Here is an 18,118-nt window from a genome sequence, read left to right as displayed (position 1 = left end):
CCTCCGTTGCATCGCTAGAGGACGGCGATGGCGCGGTCCGTCGGGGCCACGGGAGCGGGCAGGATGGTGCTGCCCATCAGGTACTTGTCCACGGCTGCCGCTGCGGCGCGCCCTTCGGCAATGGCCCACACGATCAGGGACTGGCCGCGGCCGGCGTCACCGGCCACGAAGACGCCCTCAGTGTTGGTCATGTAGTAGCCGTCGCGGGACACGTTGCCGCGGCCGTCGAACTCCGCCTTCACCTGGTCGGTGATGCCGGCGGGCTCGGCTCCGGTGAAGCCCAGGGACAGGAACACCAGGTCCGCGGGAATGATCCGTTCCGTTCCGGCCTTGGGCAGGCGCTTGCCGTCAACGAACTCGGTCTCGGCAACCTTGACGCCGGTCAGCTGGCCGTTTTCGCCTACGAACTCCACGGTGGAGGCGAGGTACGTGCGCTCTCCGCCTTCCTCGTGGGCGCTGGCAACCTCGAAGAGGGTTGGGAACGTCGGCCACGGCTGGTGGCCGGCGCGTTCCGACGGCGGCTGCTTGCCGATCGCGAGCGTGGTCACCGAAGCTGCACCATGCCGGTGTGCGGTGCCGAGGCAGTCCGCGCCGGTGTCGCCGCCGCCGAGGATCACCACGTGCTTGCCCTGGGCGTGGATCTGGTTTTCGACAGCCTCCCCCGCCACGGCGCGGTTGGCCGGAACCAGGTAGTCCATGGCGAAGTGCACGCCTTCAAGGTCGCGGCCCGGAATGGGCAGGTCGCGCGGGACGGTGGCGCCGGTGCAGACAACAACAGCGTCGTAACGCCGCCGCAGCTGCTCCCAGGTCACGTCCGTGCCGACTGCAACGCCGGTCCGGAAGCGGGTGCCTTCCGCCTTCATCTGCTCGACGCGGCGGTCCACCTGCTCCTTTTCCATCTTGAAGTCGGGGATGCCGTAGCGGAGCAGGCCGCCGATCTTGTCGTCCCGCTCGTACACAGCCACGGTGTGGCCCACGCGGGTGAGCTGCTGCGCCACGGCCAGGCCGGCCGGGCCGGAACCCACCACGGCCACCGTCTTGCCGGTCAGGCGTGCGGGAGGCAGCGGCTCCACCCAGCCGTTGTCCCAAGCCTCGTCGATGATGGAGACTTCCACCTGCTTGATGGTGACCGCGGGCTGGTTGATCCCCAGCACGCAGGAGGCCTCACACGGTGCCGGGCAGAGCCGGCCGGTGAATTCCGGGAAGTTGTTCGTGGCATGCAGGCGCTCGATTGCTTCCTCGCCCTTGTCCCGCCACGTGAGGTCGTTCCACTCGGGAATGAGGTTGCCCAGCGGGCAGCCCTGGTGGCAGAACGGCACGCCGCAGTCCATGCAGCGGCCGGCCTGGGCCTTCAGGGTGCCCTTCTCCTGCGCCTCGTACACTTCCTTCCAGTCCATGATGCGGACGGGAACGGGACGGCGCGGCTGGGTTTCACGCTGGCGTACTTTCAAAAATCCGCGTGGATCAGCCACCGGTTACCTCCAGGATTCGGGACCACACTTCTTCGCCGTCGGGGTCCAGGCCCTCTTCGATGGCGTCAAGACGGGTCTGCAGTACGGCAGCGTAGTCGCGCGGCAGCACCTTGGTAATGCGGGCGGCGGTGTCATCGAAGTTCTCGAGGAGGCGCGCCGCCAGCTGGGAATCAGTTTCTTCAACGTGCTTGACCAGCAGGCCGTGCACAATGTCGCGGTCCTCGGCGTCCAGCTCCCGGAGCTGGAGTTCGCCGGACTGCAGGGCGTCCTTGTTGACCCGGGCTGAGTCCAGGTCCAGGACGTAGGCGGTGCCGCCGGACATGCCGGCGCCGAAGTTTCGTCCGGTACGGCCGATGATCAGCGTCTGGCCGCCGGTCATGTACTCGCAACCGTGGTCGCCGATGCCTTCGACGACGGCGGTGGCGCCTGAGTTGCGGACCAGGAACCGTTCGCCCACCTGGCCGCGCAGGAACATCTCGCCGCTGGTGGCCCCGTAACCGATCACGTTGCCGGCGATCACGTTGGTCTCCGCCTTGAAGACGTTCGTGCGGTCCGGGCGGACGATGATGCGGCCGCCGGACAGGCCCTTGCCCACGTAGTCATTGGAGTCGCCGAACAGCCGCAGGGTGATGCCTGCGGGCAGGAAGGCGCCCAGTGACTGGCCGGCGGTGCCGCTGAGGGTGATGTCGATCGTGTCCGTAGCCAGGACATCGGTGCCGAACGTCTTGGTGACAACGTGCCCCAGCATGGTGCCCACCGAGCGGTCCGTGTTGATGACGTCCACGGCGATCCTGACCGGGCTGCGGTCCGTCAGCGCCTCGGTGGCCATGGTGATCAGGCGCTGGTCGAAGTGCTTGTCCAGCTCGTGGTTCTGGCCGGTCATGTTCCGCAGCGGCGCGTCGTCGTCGAACTCCAGCCCGTGCAGGATCGGGTCCAGGTCCAGGCCGTCGGCCTTCCAGTGGTTGACGGCGTCCCGCGCGTCGAGGACCTCGGCGTGGCCGATTGCCTCTTCCAGGCTCCGGAAGCCCAGCTCGGCCAGGATCTCGCGGACTTCCTCGGCAAGGAACTCGAAGAAGTTGACCACGAACTCGGGCTTGCCGGTGAAGCGTGCGCGCAGTTCCGGGTTCTGCGTGGCCACGCCCACCGGGCAGGTGTCCAGGTGGCAGACGCGCATCATGATGCAGCCTTCCACCACCAGCGGTGCGGTGGCGAAGCCGAATTCCTCGCCGCCCAGCAGCGCGGCGATCACCACGTCGCGGCCGGTCTTGAGCTGGCCGTCCACCTGCACCACCACGCGGTCGCGCAGGCCGTTGAGCATCAGGGTCTGCTGGGTCTCGGCCAGGCCGAGCTCCCACGGAACACCCGCATGCTTGAGCGAGTTCAGCGGCGAGGCGCCGGTTCCGCCGTCATGGCCGGAGACCAGTACGACGTCGGCCTTCGCCTTGGTAACACCGGCGGCAACGGTGCCGATGCCCACCTCCGAGACGAGCTTGACGTGCACCCGCGCCGAGGGGTTGGCGCGCTTGGCATCGTAAATCAGCTGCGCGAGGTCCTCGATGGAGTAGATGTCGTGGTGCGGGGGCGGGGAGATGAGTCCGACGCCGGGGGTCGAGTGGCGGGTACGGGCCACCCACGGGTAGACCTTCTGCGCCATCAGCTGGCCGCCTTCGCCGGGCTTGGCACCCTGGGCCATCTTGATCTGGATGTCGTCGGCGTTGGTCAGGTAGAGGCTGGTCACGCCGAAACGGCCGGAGGCGATCTGCTTGACGGCAGAGCGGCGCTTCGGGTCGAGCAGGCGGTCAACGTCCTCGCCGCCTTCGCCGGTGTTGGACTTGCCACCGAGCTGGTTCATGGCGATGGCCAGCGTCTCGTGGGCCTCCTGGGAGATTGAGCCGTAGCTCATGGCACCCGTGGAGAACCGCTTGACGATGCTGGAGACGGGCTCCACTTCCTCGAGCGGAACGGCCGGGCGCTCGTTCTTGAACTTGAGGAGGCCGCGGAGGGTCATCAGGTTCTCGGACTGGTCGTCCACTCCCCTGGTGTACGCCTTGAAGATGTCATAGCGGCGCTCACGGGTTGCGTGCTGCAGCCGGAAGACGGTCTCGGGGTTGAACAGGTGGGGCTCGCCGTCGCGGCGCCACTGGTATTCGCCGCCGCCCAGCAGGGGGCGGTGGGGCTGCTCAATGCCGCCTTCGGGGTAGGCCATCTGGTGGCGCGCGGAAACTTCCGCGGCGATGACGTCCAGGCCAACGCCGCCAAGCTGCGAGTGGGTGCCGGCGAAGAATTCGTCCACCAGCTCCTGGCCCAGGCCGAGCGCCTCGAACGTCTGGGCGCCGGTGTAGGACGCCACGGTGGAGATGCCCATCTTTGACATGATCTTCAGGACGCCCTTGCCGAGGCCCTTGATCAGGTTGTACACGCCGTCCTGCGGGGTGACCCCGGTGACGTCCCCGGCAGCAATGAGCTGTTCCACTGACTCCATGGCCAGGTACGGGTTGACGGCGGAGGCGCCGTAGCCGATCAATACAGCCACGTGGTGCGTCTCGCGGACGTCGCCGGCTTCGACCACCAGGGCGGTCTTGGTGCGGTTGGCGCTGCGCAGCAGGTGGTGGTGCACGGCGCTGACCAGCAGCAGCGACGGGATCGGCGCCCACTGGGCGTTGGAGTCACGGTCGGAGAGCACCACGTACTGGACGCCGCGGTTGATGGCACCGGACACCTGCTCGCAGATCTCGGTGAGCCGTGCACGGAGCGCGTTCTCGCCGCCCTCGGGGCGGTAAAGTCCGCGGACCTTCATTGCAACGCGGGTGCCGTCGGCATCCTCGATGTTCGCGATCTTGGCGAGCTGGTCGTTGTTGATTACCGGGAACGGCAGCTGGACCTGGGGCTGGCGGACCTGCTTGGTGTCCAGGAGGTTGCCGTTGGGGCCGATGGCACACGTCAGCGACGTAACGAGTTCTTCGCGGATGGCGTCCAGCGGCGGGTTGGTCACCTGCGCGAAGGACTGCACGAAGTAGTCGAAGAGCAGGCGGGGGCGCTTGGACAGCACGGCCACCGGGGTATCCGAGCCCATGGCACCCAGCGGCTCAGCGCCGGTGCGGGCCATGGGGCCGAGGAGGATCTTCAGTTCCTCGGTGGTGTAGCCGAAGGTGCGCTGGCGGATGTTCACCGACGCGGCGGTGTGGACCACGTGCTCGCGCTCGGGGAGCTCATTGAGGTCGATCAGGTTGTCCTTGACCCACTCCGCCCACGGGTTGGCGGCGGCGACCTCAGCCTTGACCTCTTCATCGTCAATGACGCGGCCGGCCTCGGTGTCCACCAGGAACATCTTGCCCGGGGACACGCGGCCCTTCTTGACCACCTTGGAGGCTTCGACGTCGATGACGCCAACCTCGGAGGCGAAGACGATCAGGCCGTCCTCGGTGATCCAGTAACGGCCGGGGCGCAGGCCGTTGCGGTCCAGAGTGGCGCCCACCAGGCTGCCGTCGGTGAAGGAGACAGCCGCCGGTCCGTCCCACGGCTCCATCAGCAGGGAGTGGTACTCGTAGAACGCGCGCCGGGCCGGATCCATGGTGGCGTGGTTTTCCCAGGCCTCGGGGATCATCATCATGATCGAGTGCGTGATGGGGCGGCCGGACAGCCACAGCAGCTCGGCCACCTCGTCGAAGGACGCGGAGTCCGAGGCGCCCGGGGTGCAGATGGGGTACAGCTCTTCCGGGGTGTCGCCCAGCAGCGGGTTGGCCAACTGCGACTGGCGGGCGCGCATCCAGTTCCGGTTGCCCTTGACGGTGTTGATTTCACCGTTGTGGGCGATGGTGCGGAACGGCTGGGCCAGCGGCCAGGACGGGAAGGTGTTGGTGGAGAAGCGCGAGTGGACGATGGCCAGCTTGGTCTTGAAGCGCTTGTCCGAAAGGTCCGGGTAGAACGGCTCCAGCTGGGCTGTGGTGAGCATGCCCTTGTAGACGATGGTGCGCGAAGACAGCGAGGGGAAGTAGACGCCGAACTTGTTCTGGGCGCGCTTGCGGATCCGCCATGCGCGGGAGTCCAGTTCGTTGCGTTCCAGTTCCTCACCGGTGGCAGATGCCAGGAAGGGCTGGGCGAAGTACGGCATGCAGGCGCGGGCCATGGCGCCGACCAGGTCAGCGACGATGGGGACTTCGCGCCAGCCAAGGACCTTCAGGCCCTCATCGGCCGCAAGGCCCTCGATGCCAGCCTTCGCGGCGTCGGCCTCGCGCTGTTCGGCGGGAAGGAAAGCCGTGCCGGCCACGTACTGGCCGGGAGCGGGAAGTTCGAACTCCGTGACAGCCCGGAAGAACTCGTCCGGGATCTGCATGAGGAGGCCCGCGCCGTCACCGGTACCCTCGTCCGCGCCCACGGCACCGCGGTGCTCGAGGTTGCGCAGGGCGGTGAGGGCGGCGTCCACAATGTCGTAGCCGGGCTCGCCGCGGAGGGTGGCGATGATCGCAAGACCGCAGGCGTCCTTCTCCTGCTCCGGGTTGTAGAGCCCGGCAGCCTCCGGCATCGCTGCGAAGCGCTTGAACGGCGACATGGCAGTCTCAGGCTGGTCCGGTTCTGACCAGCTGGGAGTGTGAAGAGTTTGGGTCATGGGAGACGTCCTTCCTCCTGATCGTGCGTATGGAAGGGACACCGTTGGCCCCACTCGTCGGGCGCCGCTCTCATGGGCACAACAAAGTGTTATTTACTGGAAATTGTAGGTCAGCGTGGCCTGCTGAACTAACAGTTACGCAGGCCCCTGCCCCGGGCAACACCGGACAGCAGCTCTATGCTGTCCAGGGTGGCCCCGCTGCCACGACGCTGTGGTGATTGGGCGCTTCGAGCGGTGGCTCTGCTGCCCTGCCTGGCCCGCGCGCTACTTGGTAGCGCCGGCTTCCGGCGCGGTTCCTGTGGCAGTGCTGCCGGACTTTCCGGAAGCCGTTGCGTTCGGTCCGGGCGTGGAGCCCGCCGGCGCAGCCGCGGCCTCTTCCGTTGGCACGGAAGCACGCCGGGAACCGTTTTGGTTATCAGGGAGATTATCACGCGATTCACTATCTGAGACAACAGGGTCCGGATCACGGACGTCGTCGCCGGCGGCGGCTGCCTCTTTCGGACCGGCCACCTTCTCCGGTTCCCGGCCCGGCAAATACACGCTGTCCCTCTCGGTGCGCTTCTTCATTCCCAGCAGGATGAAGGCCACGAGCGCTGCCAGGAACACGAAAATGCTGGTCCAGACGTTCAGGCGGGTGGTGATGCCAAACAGTTCGATCTGCTCGGCATCATCGATCCGCATCGCCTCGATCCAGACCCGGCCCAGCGTGTAGTACATGGCGTACAGCCAGAAGAGCCTGCTGCGGCGGAAGTTGAACTTCCGGTCCAGTGCGAGCAGGAGGACGACGCCGGCGAGGTTCCACAGCGATTCGTACAGGAACGTGGGGTGGAACAGGGTGTCCGCCGGCGTTCCGGCCGGAAAGTTGGGATTGTCGGCATCAATCTGCAGGCCCCACGGGAGGGTGGTGGGCCCGCCGAAGAGTTCCTGGTTGAAGTAGTTGCCCCAGCGGCCCACTGCCTGGGCCAGCAGCAGTCCGGGCGCGGCGGCGTCCAGGAAGGCGCTGAGCTTGACGCCGCTGCGGCGGCAGCCGATCCAGGCGCCCACGGCGCCCAGCACTACTGCGCCCCAAATGCCCAGCCCGCCCCGCTGGATCTGCGGAATGAGGGAAAGGTCGCCGGTGCCGTCGAAACCGGGGCCAAAGTAGGCGTCCGGCGAGGACACCACGTGGTAGAGGCGGCCTCCGATGATGCCGAAGGGAATGGCCCAGACCACGATGTCCCAGACGCTGCCTTCAGGCGCGCCGCGTTTGGCCCAGCGGACGGAGGTCAGCCAGAGGCCCACCACGATGCCCGCCAGGATACAGAGGGCATAGGCGTGGATGCGCAGCGTTCCCCAGGGCAGGGGAATGTCGAAACCGGACCAGTCCGGGCTCGGAATGCTGGCCGGCACCAGTGCGGCTGCCTGAAGGAGGATCTGCATTGACTAGGCTTCTTCCGCTGTCAGTCCGGTGCTGAGGTCCTTGGTGAGGGCGGCAACTGCGTCGACGCCGCCGTCGCGGATTGCGGCCACGAGAGCGGTGCCAACGATGACGCCTTCGGCGTAGGCGGCGATCTCGCGGACCTGCCCGGCGTTGGAGACGCCAAGGCCCACGCAGACGCGCTCAGCGCCGGCGGCGTGTGCTGCCGCCACAACGTCCTTTGCCGCGGTGCTGACAGAGGTCCGTGCACCGGTGACGCCCATGATGGAGACGGCGTAGACGAAGCCGCGGCTGGCGTCCACCGTCCGCTGCATGCGCTCGGGAGTGGAGGACGGCGCCACGAGGAACACACGGTCCAGGCCGTACTTGTCGGAGGCGGCCATCCACTCTGCCGCCTCGTCCGGGATGAGGTCCGGAGTGATGAGCCCTGCTCCCCCGGCCTCGGCCAGGCGGCGGGAAAACTCGTCCACGCCCATCCGGACCACGGGGTTCCAGTAGGTCATCACCAGGACGGCTGCGTCGGTCCGGCTGGTGATGCCCTGGACGACGTCGAACACCTGGCTGACCGTGAATCCATTCGCCAGCGCCTCGGTGGTGGCGGCCTGGATGACCTGGCCGTCCATCACGGGGTCGGAGTATGGGATCCCGATCTCGATGAGGTCGGCACCGTTTTCCGCCAGCGCGATGCCGGCGGCAATGGTCTGCTCCACGCTGGGGTAGCCGGCGGGAAGGTATCCGATGAGGGCGGCGCGGCCCTCGGCACGGGCCTTGTCGATGGCCGCCGCTGACTTGCTGGTTGCCTGTGCCGTGGTCACAGCTGCTCCCCCTCTTTGCCGATTTCCGACTCGGCCGAATCCTTGTCCAACAGGTCGAACCATTCGGCTGCGGTGGCCACATCCTTGTCCCCGCGGCCCGAGAGGTTCACGATCACGATCTTGTCCTCCGCCGTCCCGCCGCCGGCTGCGGCTTCGGCTGCAAGGCGCTGGCCCACCTTGATGGCTCCGGCCAGTGCATGGGAGGACTCAATGGCGGGAATGATGCCTTCGGTGCGGCACAGCAGCCGGAAGGATTCCATGGCCTCGCTGTCCGTGATGGGCTCGTAGCTGACCCGTCCGATGTCCGCCAGGTAGGAGTGCTCGGGGCCCACGCCGGGGTAGTCCAGGCCGGCGGAGATCGAGTGGGACTCGATTGTCTGGCCGTCGTCGTCCTGCATGAGGTAGGAACGCGCGCCGTGCAGGACGCCGGGCTTACCCAGCGTGATGGTGGCTGCGTGCCGTCCCGTGTCTACGCCGTCGCCACCGGCTTCGAAGCCGTAGATCTTCACGGACGGATCGTCGAGGAAGCCGTGGAAGATGCCGATGGCATTCGAGCCGCCGCCGATGCAGGCACAGACGGCGTCCGGGAGCCGGCCTTCCTGCTCCAGGATCTGGGCGCGGGCTTCCTCCCCGATGACCTCGTGGAAGTAGCGCACCATGGCCGGGAAGGGGTGCGCGCCTGCGGCGGTGCCAAGCAGGTAGTGGGTGTTGTCCACGTTGGCCACCCAGTCGCGCAGGGCGTCGTTGATGGCGTCCTTGAGGGTCTGCGATCCGCTGGTCACGGGGATGACGGTGGCGCCGAGGAGTTCCATCCGGGCAACGTTCAGTGCTTGGCGGCGGCAGTCCTCGGCACCCATGTAGACCACGCATTCGAGTCCCATGAGGGCAGCGGCGGTGGCGCTTGCCACGCCGTGCTGGCCTGCGCCCGTCTCGGCGATGACGCGGGTCTTGCCCATGCGCTTGGCGAGCAGCGCCTGGCCGAGGACGTTGTTGATCTTGTGCGATCCGGTGTGGTTGAGGTCCTCGCGCTTGAGGAAGATGCGGACGCCCCCGGCGTGCTGGGAGAAGCGCTTGGCTTCGGTCAGCAGGGACGGCCGGCCGGAGTAGTTCCTGTTCAGGTCCGCGATTTCTGCCCGGAATTCGGGATCGTCCTTGGCCTTGTTGAAGGTGTCCTCAAGCTCGTCCAACGCGGCGATAAGGGATTCCGGCATCCAGCGTCCGCCGTAGCTGCCGAAGTAAGGCCCCGGGGCGTGCTTGAGGGAGCCGCCCTGCAGGAATGCTTCGGCGGCATTGTTGTCAGTATCGTTGTCGGCGTTGCCGGAGGGTGCTTCAGCCATCGGTCCCGTCCTGTTCCAGTTGGATGTTTCTCAAAGTGTGGTTCCGCGGGCTGGCCGGGCAGGACCGCCGGGCGGGGCAAACCCCGCCTTCCGCTCCTGCGCCGGTGTGGGCGTCAGCCGCGGGCGGCAATGGCGGCGGCGCCGGCCGCCTTGAATTCGGCGATCCGCTCGCGCGGCGTCGAGTGGCTGACCAGGGCCTCGCCGACCAGTACGGCGTTGGCGCCGCTGGCGGCGTAGTGCGTGACGTCGTCGGCGTCGCGTACGCCCGACTCGGCGACCACTACTGCCCCGGCCGGAATCTGCCCGGCCAGCGAGGCAAAGACTGAACGGTCGACGTCGAGCGTCTTCAGGTTCCGCACGTTGACGCCGATGATGCGCGCCTGCGCAGCAACCGCCCGCTCTATTTCCTCTTCAGTGTGCGTCTCCACCAGCACGTTCATGCCAAGTTCCCGGCTGAGGGTGCTGAACTCGGCGAGCTGGGCATCGGAGAGCGCGGCAACGATGAGGAGGATCAGGTCCGCGCCGTGGGCACGGGCTTCCCAGATCTGGTACTCGTCAAGCGTGAAGTCCTTCCGCAGGAGCGGAACGTCGACGGCGGCCCGCACGGCGTCGAGGTCCGCGAGGGACCCGCTGAAGCGGCGCTGTTCGGTGAGGACGCTGATGACGGAGGCACCGCCGTCGGCATACTGCCTGGCGAGGGAGGCGGGGTCGCCGATAGCGGCAAGGTCTCCCTTGGAGGGGCTGCGGCGCTTGATTTCCGCAATGACTTTGAGCTCCGCCCGGGACGGTGAAGGGCCGCCGAGCGCTGCCCAGGCATCGCGGGCAGGTGCCGCGGCCTGGGCCAGGTCCTTCAGTTCAGCCAGCGAAACAAGCCGCTTCCGGGCCTCCATATCCTCCCTGACACCGGCGTTGATGTCATCGAGAACAGTGGACATCAGTGGCCGGAGTTCTTCAGCTTGCTGCCCTCAACGCCGTAGCCCGCCTTGCGCATGACGTAGCCCAGGATCAGGCCCAGCACCATGACGCCGCCGCCGGCGATGAAGATGGGGGTGTTGGCAATGACGAATGCGATTGACATGATCAGGGCGCCCACCAGCATCACGATGACGCAGGTCCAGGCTGCGGGGCTGTTGCCGTGGCCAAGTTCCTGGCTGTGGTCGATGACGCCCGGGGCTACCGTGCGGGTGCCGGACTTGGAAACGGACGCAGGTGCTTTGCTCATGGAAATCTCCTCAGGGTGAATACTGCTTACATTCTGCCATTTTTTGGCCCGCAACCGGTTATCGGGCGGCGCGCTGCCGGTGCCCGCGGCTGGCAGAGGCCGGGTCAGGTGGGATCGTCGCCGCGGGAGAGCCTGTCCCAGCTGTCGATCTCGTCCACCGGGCCTGCAGCCGCGGGACTGCCGGGCGCCGGTGCGTCATATTTGGTCCGGGCTTTCCAGTACCGTCCCGCGGGGACGATCAGCAGGGCTGCCAGTGCCAGCAGGCAGCCGGCAACGACGGCAAGGACCGGGAACGCCGTGACAGCCACCTGGGCCTGGCTTCCGGTGACGCCGGTGGCTTCCGCAATGGAACCCTGGGCCGCTGCCAGCGGGTTGGTGAGGACGGTTGCAGCCGCAGCAACAATTCCAGCGGATGCCAGGACGATGATGGCGGTGATGATCCACCGGGCAACCCTGCCCGCGATCGCGGCTGCCAGTCCGCCGGCGAGTGCCACCAGCGCCAGGGCTGTGACGGCGGTGGCCGCCTTGCTGCCCTGCACCGGGAGAGGCTCCTCCGCGGCGCCGCCCTGGCCAAGCTGGTTGGGATCGAGGGTGACGCTGATCCAGGTCTGTGTGGTGGCGCCGAACACCGCCAGCGCCAGGACGGCAATGAGCAGCACCAGCGTGGACCGGCGTGCCCAGGCCGGCGCCGCCGGGCCCTTGACCGCGGCCGCCGCCTCTCCAGCACCTGCCTGTCCTGCTCCGCCTGCCTGTCCTGCTCCGCCTGCCTGTCCTGCTGCGGGTTCCTGCCCTGTTCCGGGTCCCGGACCGGGCATCAGGAGTCCGACCTGCCGGGCAGCGAGTCTGCCGAGATGTTCTGCAGCGTGCCCGCGGTATGGACGGCGCGGAGGGGCGCTGCGGCCTTGTTGACGGTTTCCAACGCCTCGGTGTCGTTGACCGAATCAGCCACGATGCCGCCACCGGCCTGGACGTAGGCGCGCCCGTCGCGGATCAGTGCGGAGCGGATGGCGATTGCCATGTCCATGTCGCCCGCGAAATCGAGGTATCCCACCACTCCGCCGTAGATGCCGCGGCGGTGGGGTTCGAGTTCGTCCAGGAGGCGCAGCGCGCGGGGTTTGGGGGCGCCCGAAAGGGTGCCGGCCGGGAACGTTGCCTTGAGGACGTCGTATGCCTTGGCCTGTGGTGAGAGCTTGCCCACCACGGTGGACACCAGGTGCATGATGTGGCTGAAGCGCTCCACTTCCATGAACTGGGTGACGTCCACGGTCCCCGCGACGCAGACCTTGGAGAGGTCATTGCGGGAAAGGTCCACGAGCATCAGGTGCTCGGCACGTTCCTTCTGGTCCGCCAGGAGCTCCTCGGCAAGTGCCTTGTCCGCTTCCACCGTCCTGCCCCGCGGGCGCGATCCGGCGATGGGGTGGGTGATGACTTCCTCGCCGGTCACCGTCACCAGGGCCTCGGGCGAGGATCCCACGATGGAGTACTCACGGCCTTCGGCATCCTCGAGGCTGAAGATGTACATGTAGGGGCTTGGGTTGGTGTTCCGCAGTACCCTGTAGACGTCCAAGGCCGATGCCGGGCACTCCATCTCAAAGCGGCGGGAAATGACCACCTGGAACACCTCGCCGTCAACGATGGCCTCCTTGCCGCGGTCCAGGGCAGCCAGGTACTCCGCTTCGTCCCAGCGTTCCTGGACGCTGGAGGCAAAGTCCAGTGCCGCCGGGGCCAGGACCGAGACGGGCTGGGCCACGGGGGTGCTCACCTTGGCAAGCAGCGCCTTGACCCTGGCCACGGCGTCGTGCCAGGCCTCATCCACGCGCTCCGAACTGTCGTCGAAGTTGATGGCGTTTGCGATGAGCAGCACCGTGCCGTCCACATTGTCGTGGACCGCCATGTCCGTCACCAGGTTCAACGCCATCTCCGGGAGCTGCAGGTCGTCCTCGGGCGGGCTGACCAGGCGTTCCCAGTGCCGGACCGTTTCCCAGCCCAGGAATCCCACCAGGCCTGAGGTAAAGGGCGGCAGTCCGTCGAACCTGTCGGTGCGGAGGGCCTCAATGGTGTCGCGGATGGCATCCACCGGGCTGCCGTCCACCGGAACGCCAGCGGGAGGCTGGCCCAGCCAGTGCGCGTTGCCGTCCTTGGTGGTCAGCGTTGCCCTGGACCTCGCACCGATGAAGGAGTAGCGGGACCATGCCCCGCCTACAGCCGCCGATTCCATCAGGAAGGTGCCGGGCTGGCCGTTGGCCAGCTTCCGGTACAGCCCGATGGGCGTCTCGGCATCAGCGAGCACCTTGAGCCGGACGGGAATGACGCGGCTGTGCCCGGCGAGCTCCCTGAATTCCTCGAGGCCCGGGCTGATGATTCCAAGGTCCTGCATGGCTATGCTGTTCCGCCTGTTCTCGTTGGGCCGTCTGCGCCGGCGCCTGTGTGTGCGTGCTTGCGGGGGTGGCCGGCCCTCCCCCGCGTGACCGCAGGTGGCTGCGGGTCCTGAAGAGTTTCAGCCAGAGAGTTTCAGCCGGCCTGGCCGGTGGTGACAGCGAGGTCCCGGCCGTCGAAGCAGGTGCGGGTGCCGGTGTGGCATGCTGCGCCCACCTGGTCCACCCGTACCAGCAGCGCGTCGCCGTCGCAGTCCATTGCCACTGACTTGACCCACTGCACGTGCCCGGAGGTATCGCCCTTGCGCCAGTATTCCTGGCGGGAGCGCGAGTAGAAGGTGACCCGCCCGGTGGTCATGGTGCGGCGCAGCGCTTCGTCGTCCATCCAACCAAGCATCAGGACCTCGTTCGTGTCGTACTGCTGCACCACCGCGGCCACCAGGCCGGCGCTGTCACGCTTGAGCGCGGCGGCCAAGTCCACGGGAAGCGGGCTTGGCGATGGGGCGGCGGCCGGGCCGGGCGGGGCAGCCACAGGCACGGCGGGGCCGGGGTCAGGGACGGGGGCGGGGTACTCAGACATCAGGTCAAGTCTAGTGCCTGTCCCGCGGCCCCGAACGTGTGTGAACGACGGCACGCCAGCAGGGGTGGCCGCGCTGCCCAACTCCGCGCCGGTCATGCTAGTTTCACAAGTGATGCATTTCGTCGAACCGTCCCGAGAAGTCCTGGCCGAGACCCTGCTTGCGGCCGGTCCTGATGCGCCCACGCTGTGCAAGGGCTGGCGCACCAGGGACCTTGCCGCGCACCTGTACCTGCGCGAACGCAAAGCAGCCGTGGGGCTGGGCCTGATTATCAAACGCCTGGCCAAAGCCTCGGACCAGGCCACTGCCAGGCTCGCGGCGAAGCTGACCACTGCCGAAGCCTATGCAAAGCTGGTCAACACGTTCCGGGCAGGCCCGCCGGCGCTCTCGCCGATGAACATCAGGACCCTCGATGAAAGCGCCAACCTCATTGAGTACTTCGTGCACACGGAGGATATCCGCCGGGCAGTTGACCGGTGGGCGCCGCGGGCACTCGACGAGGCCTACTCGGAGGCCCTCTGGGACGAGCTGGTCAAGCGCGCCGCGATCCTTTACCGCGGCGTCGACCTGGGAATCGTCCTGGTCCGGCCGTCCGGGCCCCGGCACGTCGCCAAGCGCGCACCGGTTTCGGTGGCCATCGTGGGCGAACCGGGCGAGCTGCTGATGCACGCCCATGGCCGCACGCGCCATGCCCTGGTGACTTTCGAAGGCCAGCCCGACGCCGTCGCGCTCCTCCAATCAGCAGAAGTGGGCCTCTAAACCCTCAAACCAAGTAGCGCCAGGCGTCGTTATGAGCCCTCAAAACGACACCTGACGCTACCCAGTTGGGTTAGGGCACGCTTCAGCGGACTTCGAAGCCCGCGTTCCGGATGGCGTCCTTAACCTGGGACATCATGTTGTCCGGTCCCCAGTGGAAGATGGAAGCTGCCAGCACCGCGTCGGCACCCGCGGCGACGGCCGGCGGGAAGTGGGCAGGCTCCCCTGCTCCGCCGGACGCGATGATGGGCACCTTGACCGCAGCCCGGACCAGCCTGATAAGTTCCAGGTCGAAGCCGTCCTTGGTGCCGTCAGCGTCAATGGAGTTGAGCAGGATCTCGCCCACGCCGCGGTCCGCGGCTTCCCTGGCCCACTCAATGGCGTCGATTCCGGTGCCGGTCCGTCCGCCGTGGGTGGTCACTTCAAAGCCCGACGGCGTGGGCTGGGACCCGGGGCGGGTGCGGCGGGCATCAAGGGACAGGACGAGGACCTGGGAACCAAAGTGCCGGGTGATCTCGTCGATAACGTCGGGCCGCGCAACAGCTGCAGTGTTGATCGAGGCTTTGTCGGCCCCGTAGCGTAGCAGCTTGTCCACCTCTGCCACGCCCCGGACGCCGCCGCCGACGGTCAGCGGGATAAAGACTTCCTCTGCAGTCCGGCGGACCACGTCAAAGGTGGTCTCCCGGTTCCCTGAGGACGCCGTGACATCAAGGAAGGTCAGCTCATCCGCACCGGCGTTGTCGTAGCGGTGGGCGAGCTCAACGGGATCGCCGGCGTCCCGGAGGCCTTCGAAGTTAACGCCTTTGACGACGCGTCCGGCGTCCACGTCAAGGCAGGGAATGACGCGTACTGCTACTGCCATGGGAGCTCCTGGAAATTCTGTCTTGTGCTGCGCTGGGTTGTTAGGGCGCGGGTTGGTACTGCGGGGCTGGCTCAGATGCGGCAGGCGTGGATGCTGCTGACCAGGATGGCGCGGGCGCCCAGGTCGTAGAGCTCGTCCATGATCCGGTTGGTTTCCTTCTTGGGCACCATGGAGCGGACGGCCACCCAGTCCGAATCCCGCAGCGGGGAGACGGTGGGCGATTCCAGGCCCGGGGTCAGGGCGGCGGCGCTTTCCACCAGTTCCTTGCGGATGTCGTAGTCCATCAGCACATACTGGCGCGCCACCAGGACGCCCTGCAGGCGGCGGATCAGCACCTCAATCTCCTTGGCTGTGCCGTTCGCGGCGCCGCCTGCGCCGGTGCGGCGGATCAGCACGGCCTCGGACTTCAGGATGGGATCGCCGAAGATTTCCATGCCCGCAGCCTTCAGGGTGTTGCCGGTTTCCACAACGTCGGCGATGGCGTCTGCCACGCCGAGCCTGACCGATGACTCAACGGCACCGTCCAGCCGGACAACCTTGGCGTTGATGCCCTTCCCGGCGAGGTAGCCGCGGAGCAGGCCGTCGTAGCTGGTGGCCAGCCGCTTGCCCTCAAGCTCCTCGACTTTGGCAAAGTCACCCACGGGGCCCGCGAAGCGGAACGTCGAGGCAGCGAAGCCCAGCGGAAGCAGCTCTTCGGCCTCCACCTCGGCGTCCAGGAGCAGGTCGCGTCCGGTGATGCCGACGTCGAGCGTTCCCTGCCCGACGTACACCGCAATGTCGCGGGGGCGGAGGAAGAAGAACTCGATGTCGTTGTCCGGGTCCACCATGACCAGTTCGCGGGTGTCCCGGCGCTGGCGGTAGCCCGCCTCGGACAGCATGGCGGAGGCGGCTTCGGACAGGGAGCCCTTGTTGGGGACGGCTACTCGCAGCATTGGAGGTCTTTCTGGTTTGGGGAGGTCTAGGTGTTCAGGCAATGCAGGCCACGGCAGGCACCGGCGGCTTGGAGCGCGCCGGACCGGTGGCTACAGATGCTTGTAGACGTCTTCCAGGGTCAGGCCTTTGGCGAGCATCAGAACCTGCAGGTGGTACAGCAGCTGGGAGATTTCCTCTGCCGCGGCTTCATCGGATTCATATTCGGCAGCCATCCAGACTTCGGCTGCTTCCTCAACGACTTTCTTGCCGATGCCGTGAACACCGGAGTCCAATTCAGCGACGGTGCGGGAGCCTTCCGGGCGGGTGGCTGCCTTCTCGCTGAGCTCAGCGAACAGCGTCTCGAAATTCTTCACGCCCTCCAGCCTACTTGCTGCAGCCCACGGGGCGCTTCCCGGGCCGTTGCATGACGGGCGCGATGTGAGCGAATACACACGCGCGCCCGTCCTGCCGGGTCCGTTAATTGCCGTACTGCTTGAGTACGACGGCGGTGGCAAGCGCCGCGGTAACGGCCTCGTGGCCTTTGTCTTCCTTGGAGCCGGGAAGTCCTGCCCGGTCAAGGCCCTGCTGCTCGGTGTCGCACGTCAGGACGCCGAAGCCCACGGGGACGCCGGTGCGCACGCTGACGTCGGTGAGTCCCGACGTCGCTGCCTGGCACACGTAGTCAAAGTGCGGGGTTCCCCCGCGGATTACGACGCCGAGTGCAACGACGGCGTCGAAGTGCGGTGCGAGGCGGGCGGCAGCGACCGGCAGCTCAAAGCTGCCGGGAACGCGCAGGACCGTGGGCTCGGCAATGCCGGCGTCCTTCGCTGCCCGGAGTGCACCGTCCAGGAGTCCGTCCATAATCTGGGTGTGCCAGCTTGCCGCCACAATCGCCAGCCGCAGCTGGGACGTTTCCGTGGGGTTGAGGGTGCTGAGGTCGATATCGGGGGCGCCGTGTCCGCTCATGGGTCAGTCTGTTCCGTTCAGTCGTGGTGGTGTGTCTTGAAGGTGCTGCGGCCGGTGGTGTGCCGCAGCGCGTCAGTCTTGTTCGTGCTCGAAGGTTTCCGGGGTGGTGACGGGAACCGCAACCACATGGGTGTCCAGCAGCAGCCGGTGCTCCATGCGGTCCTTCTTGGTCCGCAGGTAGCGGATGTTCTCATCGCGGGACGGCACCTCCGTGGGAACCATCTCCACAACCTTCACGCCCGCCCGTGCCAGCCTGTTCTGCTTGTCCGGGTTGTTGCTCAGGAGCCGCACCTCATGGAGGCCCATTTCCGCCAGGACCTGAGCTGCGGCGTTGTAGGAGCGGGCGTCCACGGGGAGCCCCAGCTGCTCGTTGGCCTCCACTGTGTCAAAGCCCGCCTCCTGCAGAGCGTAGGCCTTGATCTTGTTGGCCAGGCCAATGCCCCGGCCCTCCTGCCCGCGCAGGTAGAGCAGCGTCCCGCCGTTTTGCTGGATCATTTCCAGGGCGAAGGCAAGCTGCTCCCCGCAGTCGCAGCGGTAGGAGCCAAAAATGTCGCCGGTGAGGCATTCCGAGTGCAGCCGGACGAGGGGCGCTTTACCGTCCTTGGGCGGGTTGGGTGAACTGACGGCCAGGTGTTCAACGCCGGTGACCAGGTCCGTCCAGGCCTGCGCCACGAAATCACCGAAGGCCGTGGGCAGCTGCACTACCGGGCCGCCGCTGACGGGATGAGGCACCACGCCGCTGCCGCTGCGCTCCTCCCCGTTGGCGGCGGGTCCGTGGCTGTTCATGGAAGCTGCAAGGC

Annotated in this window: 16 protein-coding genes; 1 reads left to right on the top strand and 15 read right to left on the bottom strand. The window is 67.1% G+C overall.

Annotated features, from left to right (window positions below):
- Positions 1–14: 14 nt before the first annotated feature.
- From ACIQF4_RS03635 to hisI, 10 genes are all read right to left on the bottom strand, one after another.
- Entirely contained in the window at positions 15–1,472 is a 1,458-nt protein-coding gene (locus tag ACIQF4_RS03635; RefSeq protein ID WP_231454632.1) for a glutamate synthase subunit beta, read from the bottom strand.
- Positions 1,465–6,078: a glutamate synthase large subunit gene (gene gltB, locus ACIQF4_RS03630; RefSeq protein WP_400515733.1), complete on the bottom strand. Its 4,614-nt coding sequence runs from the start codon at positions 6,076–6,078 to the stop codon at positions 1,465–1,467. The genes ACIQF4_RS03635 and gltB overlap by 8 nt, the downstream gene beginning before the upstream one ends.
- A gap of 264 nt (positions 6,079–6,342) precedes the next feature.
- A complete protein-coding gene (lgt, locus tag ACIQF4_RS03625; RefSeq protein WP_400515734.1) occupies positions 6,343–7,497 on the bottom strand; it encodes a prolipoprotein diacylglyceryl transferase in 1,155 nt (384 codons plus the stop codon).
- A 3-nt stretch (positions 7,498–7,500) separates the two neighbouring features.
- Entirely contained in the window at positions 7,501–8,310 is an 810-nt protein-coding gene (trpA, locus tag ACIQF4_RS03620) for a tryptophan synthase subunit alpha (RefSeq protein ID WP_400515736.1), read from the bottom strand.
- Positions 8,307–9,647, bottom strand: a complete 1,341-nt coding sequence (gene trpB / locus ACIQF4_RS03615; protein ID WP_400515738.1) for a tryptophan synthase subunit beta — start codon at positions 9,645–9,647, stop codon at positions 8,307–8,309. Before trpB ends, trpA begins: the two co-directional genes overlap by 4 nt.
- 113 nt (positions 9,648–9,760) lie before the next feature.
- Positions 9,761–10,582 carry an indole-3-glycerol phosphate synthase TrpC gene (gene trpC / locus ACIQF4_RS03610; RefSeq protein WP_350002284.1) on the bottom strand — a complete coding sequence of 274 codons (822 nt, stop codon included), beginning with the start codon at positions 10,580–10,582 and terminating at the stop codon, positions 9,761–9,763.
- Positions 10,582–10,869 carry an HGxxPAAW family protein gene (locus ACIQF4_RS03605; RefSeq protein ID WP_066275356.1) on the bottom strand — a complete coding sequence of 96 codons (288 nt, stop codon included), beginning with the start codon at positions 10,867–10,869 and terminating at the stop codon, positions 10,582–10,584. The genes trpC and ACIQF4_RS03605 overlap by 1 nt, the downstream gene beginning before the upstream one ends.
- 104 nt (positions 10,870–10,973) lie before the next feature.
- Positions 10,974–11,684 carry a Trp biosynthesis-associated membrane protein gene (locus ACIQF4_RS03600; RefSeq protein ID WP_400515740.1) on the bottom strand — a complete coding sequence of 237 codons (711 nt, stop codon included), beginning with the start codon at positions 11,682–11,684 and terminating at the stop codon, positions 10,974–10,976.
- Positions 11,684–13,246 (bottom strand): anthranilate synthase component I, encoded by a 1,563-nt coding sequence (locus ACIQF4_RS03595; RefSeq protein WP_400515742.1) that lies wholly within the window; start codon positions 13,244–13,246, stop codon positions 11,684–11,686. The genes ACIQF4_RS03600 and ACIQF4_RS03595 overlap by 1 nt, the downstream gene beginning before the upstream one ends.
- A 134-nt stretch (positions 13,247–13,380) precedes the next feature.
- Positions 13,381–13,824: a phosphoribosyl-AMP cyclohydrolase gene (gene hisI, locus ACIQF4_RS03590; RefSeq protein WP_400515744.1), complete on the bottom strand. Its 444-nt coding sequence runs from the start codon at positions 13,822–13,824 to the stop codon at positions 13,381–13,383.
- A gap of 112 nt (positions 13,825–13,936) precedes the next feature.
- Here hisI and ACIQF4_RS03585 point away from each other — a divergent pair, with 112 nt between their 5' ends.
- Positions 13,937–14,581, top strand: coding sequence for a TIGR03085 family metal-binding protein (locus ACIQF4_RS03585; RefSeq protein WP_350002280.1), 645 nt, complete (start codon positions 13,937–13,939; stop codon positions 14,579–14,581).
- Positions 14,582–14,663: 82 nt separating this feature from the next.
- Here the strand turns inward: ACIQF4_RS03585 and hisF are convergent, their stop codons facing one another.
- The 5 genes from hisF to ribA all read right to left on the bottom strand — a co-directional run bounded on the left by hisF (position 14,664) and on the right by ribA (position 18,104).
- Positions 14,664–15,440: an imidazole glycerol phosphate synthase subunit HisF gene (gene hisF, locus ACIQF4_RS03580; protein WP_190611982.1), complete on the bottom strand. Its 777-nt coding sequence runs from the start codon at positions 15,438–15,440 to the stop codon at positions 14,664–14,666.
- A 71-nt stretch (positions 15,441–15,511) separates the two neighbouring features.
- Entirely contained in the window at positions 15,512–16,372 is an 861-nt protein-coding gene (hisG, locus tag ACIQF4_RS03575) for an ATP phosphoribosyltransferase (RefSeq protein ID WP_231455018.1), read from the bottom strand.
- Between the two features lie 90 nt (positions 16,373–16,462).
- Positions 16,463–16,726 carry a phosphoribosyl-ATP diphosphatase gene (locus tag ACIQF4_RS03570; protein WP_015936881.1) on the bottom strand — a complete coding sequence of 88 codons (264 nt, stop codon included), beginning with the start codon at positions 16,724–16,726 and terminating at the stop codon, positions 16,463–16,465.
- A 103-nt stretch (positions 16,727–16,829) separates the two neighbouring features.
- Positions 16,830–17,318, bottom strand: coding sequence for a 6,7-dimethyl-8-ribityllumazine synthase (gene ribH, locus ACIQF4_RS03565; protein WP_400515746.1), 489 nt, complete (start codon positions 17,316–17,318; stop codon positions 16,830–16,832).
- 72 nt (positions 17,319–17,390) lie between these two features.
- Positions 17,391–18,104 (bottom strand): GTP cyclohydrolase II, encoded by a 714-nt coding sequence (gene ribA, locus ACIQF4_RS03560; protein ID WP_400515779.1) that lies wholly within the window; start codon positions 18,102–18,104, stop codon positions 17,391–17,393.
- Positions 18,105–18,118 lie beyond the last annotated feature (14 nt).

Source organism: Pseudarthrobacter sp. NPDC092202 (assembly GCF_044755505.1).
In the GTDB taxonomy this organism is placed as follows: Bacteria; Actinomycetota; Actinomycetes; order Actinomycetales; family Micrococcaceae; genus Arthrobacter.
Note: the sequence above shows the minus strand (reverse complement) of the source record. Positions and strands in the feature narration are given on the sequence as shown.

Coding starts and splice junctions, on each gene's coding strand:
- gltB (WP_400515733.1), bottom strand. CDS start 6,078: ATGACCCAAACTCTTCACACTCCCAGCTGGTCAGAACCGGACCAGCCT.
- lgt (WP_400515734.1), bottom strand. CDS start 7,497: ATGCAGATCCTCCTTCAGGCAGCCGCACTGGTGCCGGCCAGCATTCCG.
- trpB (WP_400515738.1), bottom strand. CDS start 9,647: ATGGCTGAAGCACCCTCCGGCAACGCCGACAACGATACTGACAACAAT.
- trpC (WP_350002284.1), bottom strand. CDS start 10,582: ATGTCCACTGTTCTCGATGACATCAACGCCGGTGTCAGGGAGGATATG.
- ACIQF4_RS03605 (WP_066275356.1), bottom strand. CDS start 10,869: ATGAGCAAAGCACCTGCGTCCGTTTCCAAGTCCGGCACCCGCACGGTA.
- ACIQF4_RS03600 (WP_400515740.1), bottom strand. CDS start 11,684: ATGCCCGGTCCGGGACCCGGAACAGGGCAGGAACCCGCAGCAGGACAG.
- ACIQF4_RS03595 (WP_400515742.1), bottom strand. CDS start 13,246: ATGCAGGACCTTGGAATCATCAGCCCGGGCCTCGAGGAATTCAGGGAG.
- hisI (WP_400515744.1), bottom strand. CDS start 13,824: ATGTCTGAGTACCCCGCCCCCGTCCCTGACCCCGGCCCCGCCGTGCCT.
- ACIQF4_RS03585 (WP_350002280.1), top strand. CDS start 13,937: ATGCATTTCGTCGAACCGTCCCGAGAAGTCCTGGCCGAGACCCTGCTT.
- hisF (WP_190611982.1), bottom strand. CDS start 15,440: ATGGCAGTAGCAGTACGCGTCATTCCCTGCCTTGACGTGGACGCCGGA.
- hisG (WP_231455018.1), bottom strand. CDS start 16,372: ATGCTGCGAGTAGCCGTCCCCAACAAGGGCTCCCTGTCCGAAGCCGCC.
- ribH (WP_400515746.1), bottom strand. CDS start 17,318: ATGAGCGGACACGGCGCCCCCGATATCGACCTCAGCACCCTCAACCCC.
- ribA (WP_400515779.1), bottom strand. CDS start 18,104: ATGAACAGCCACGGACCCGCCGCCAACGGGGAGGAGCGCAGCGGCAGC.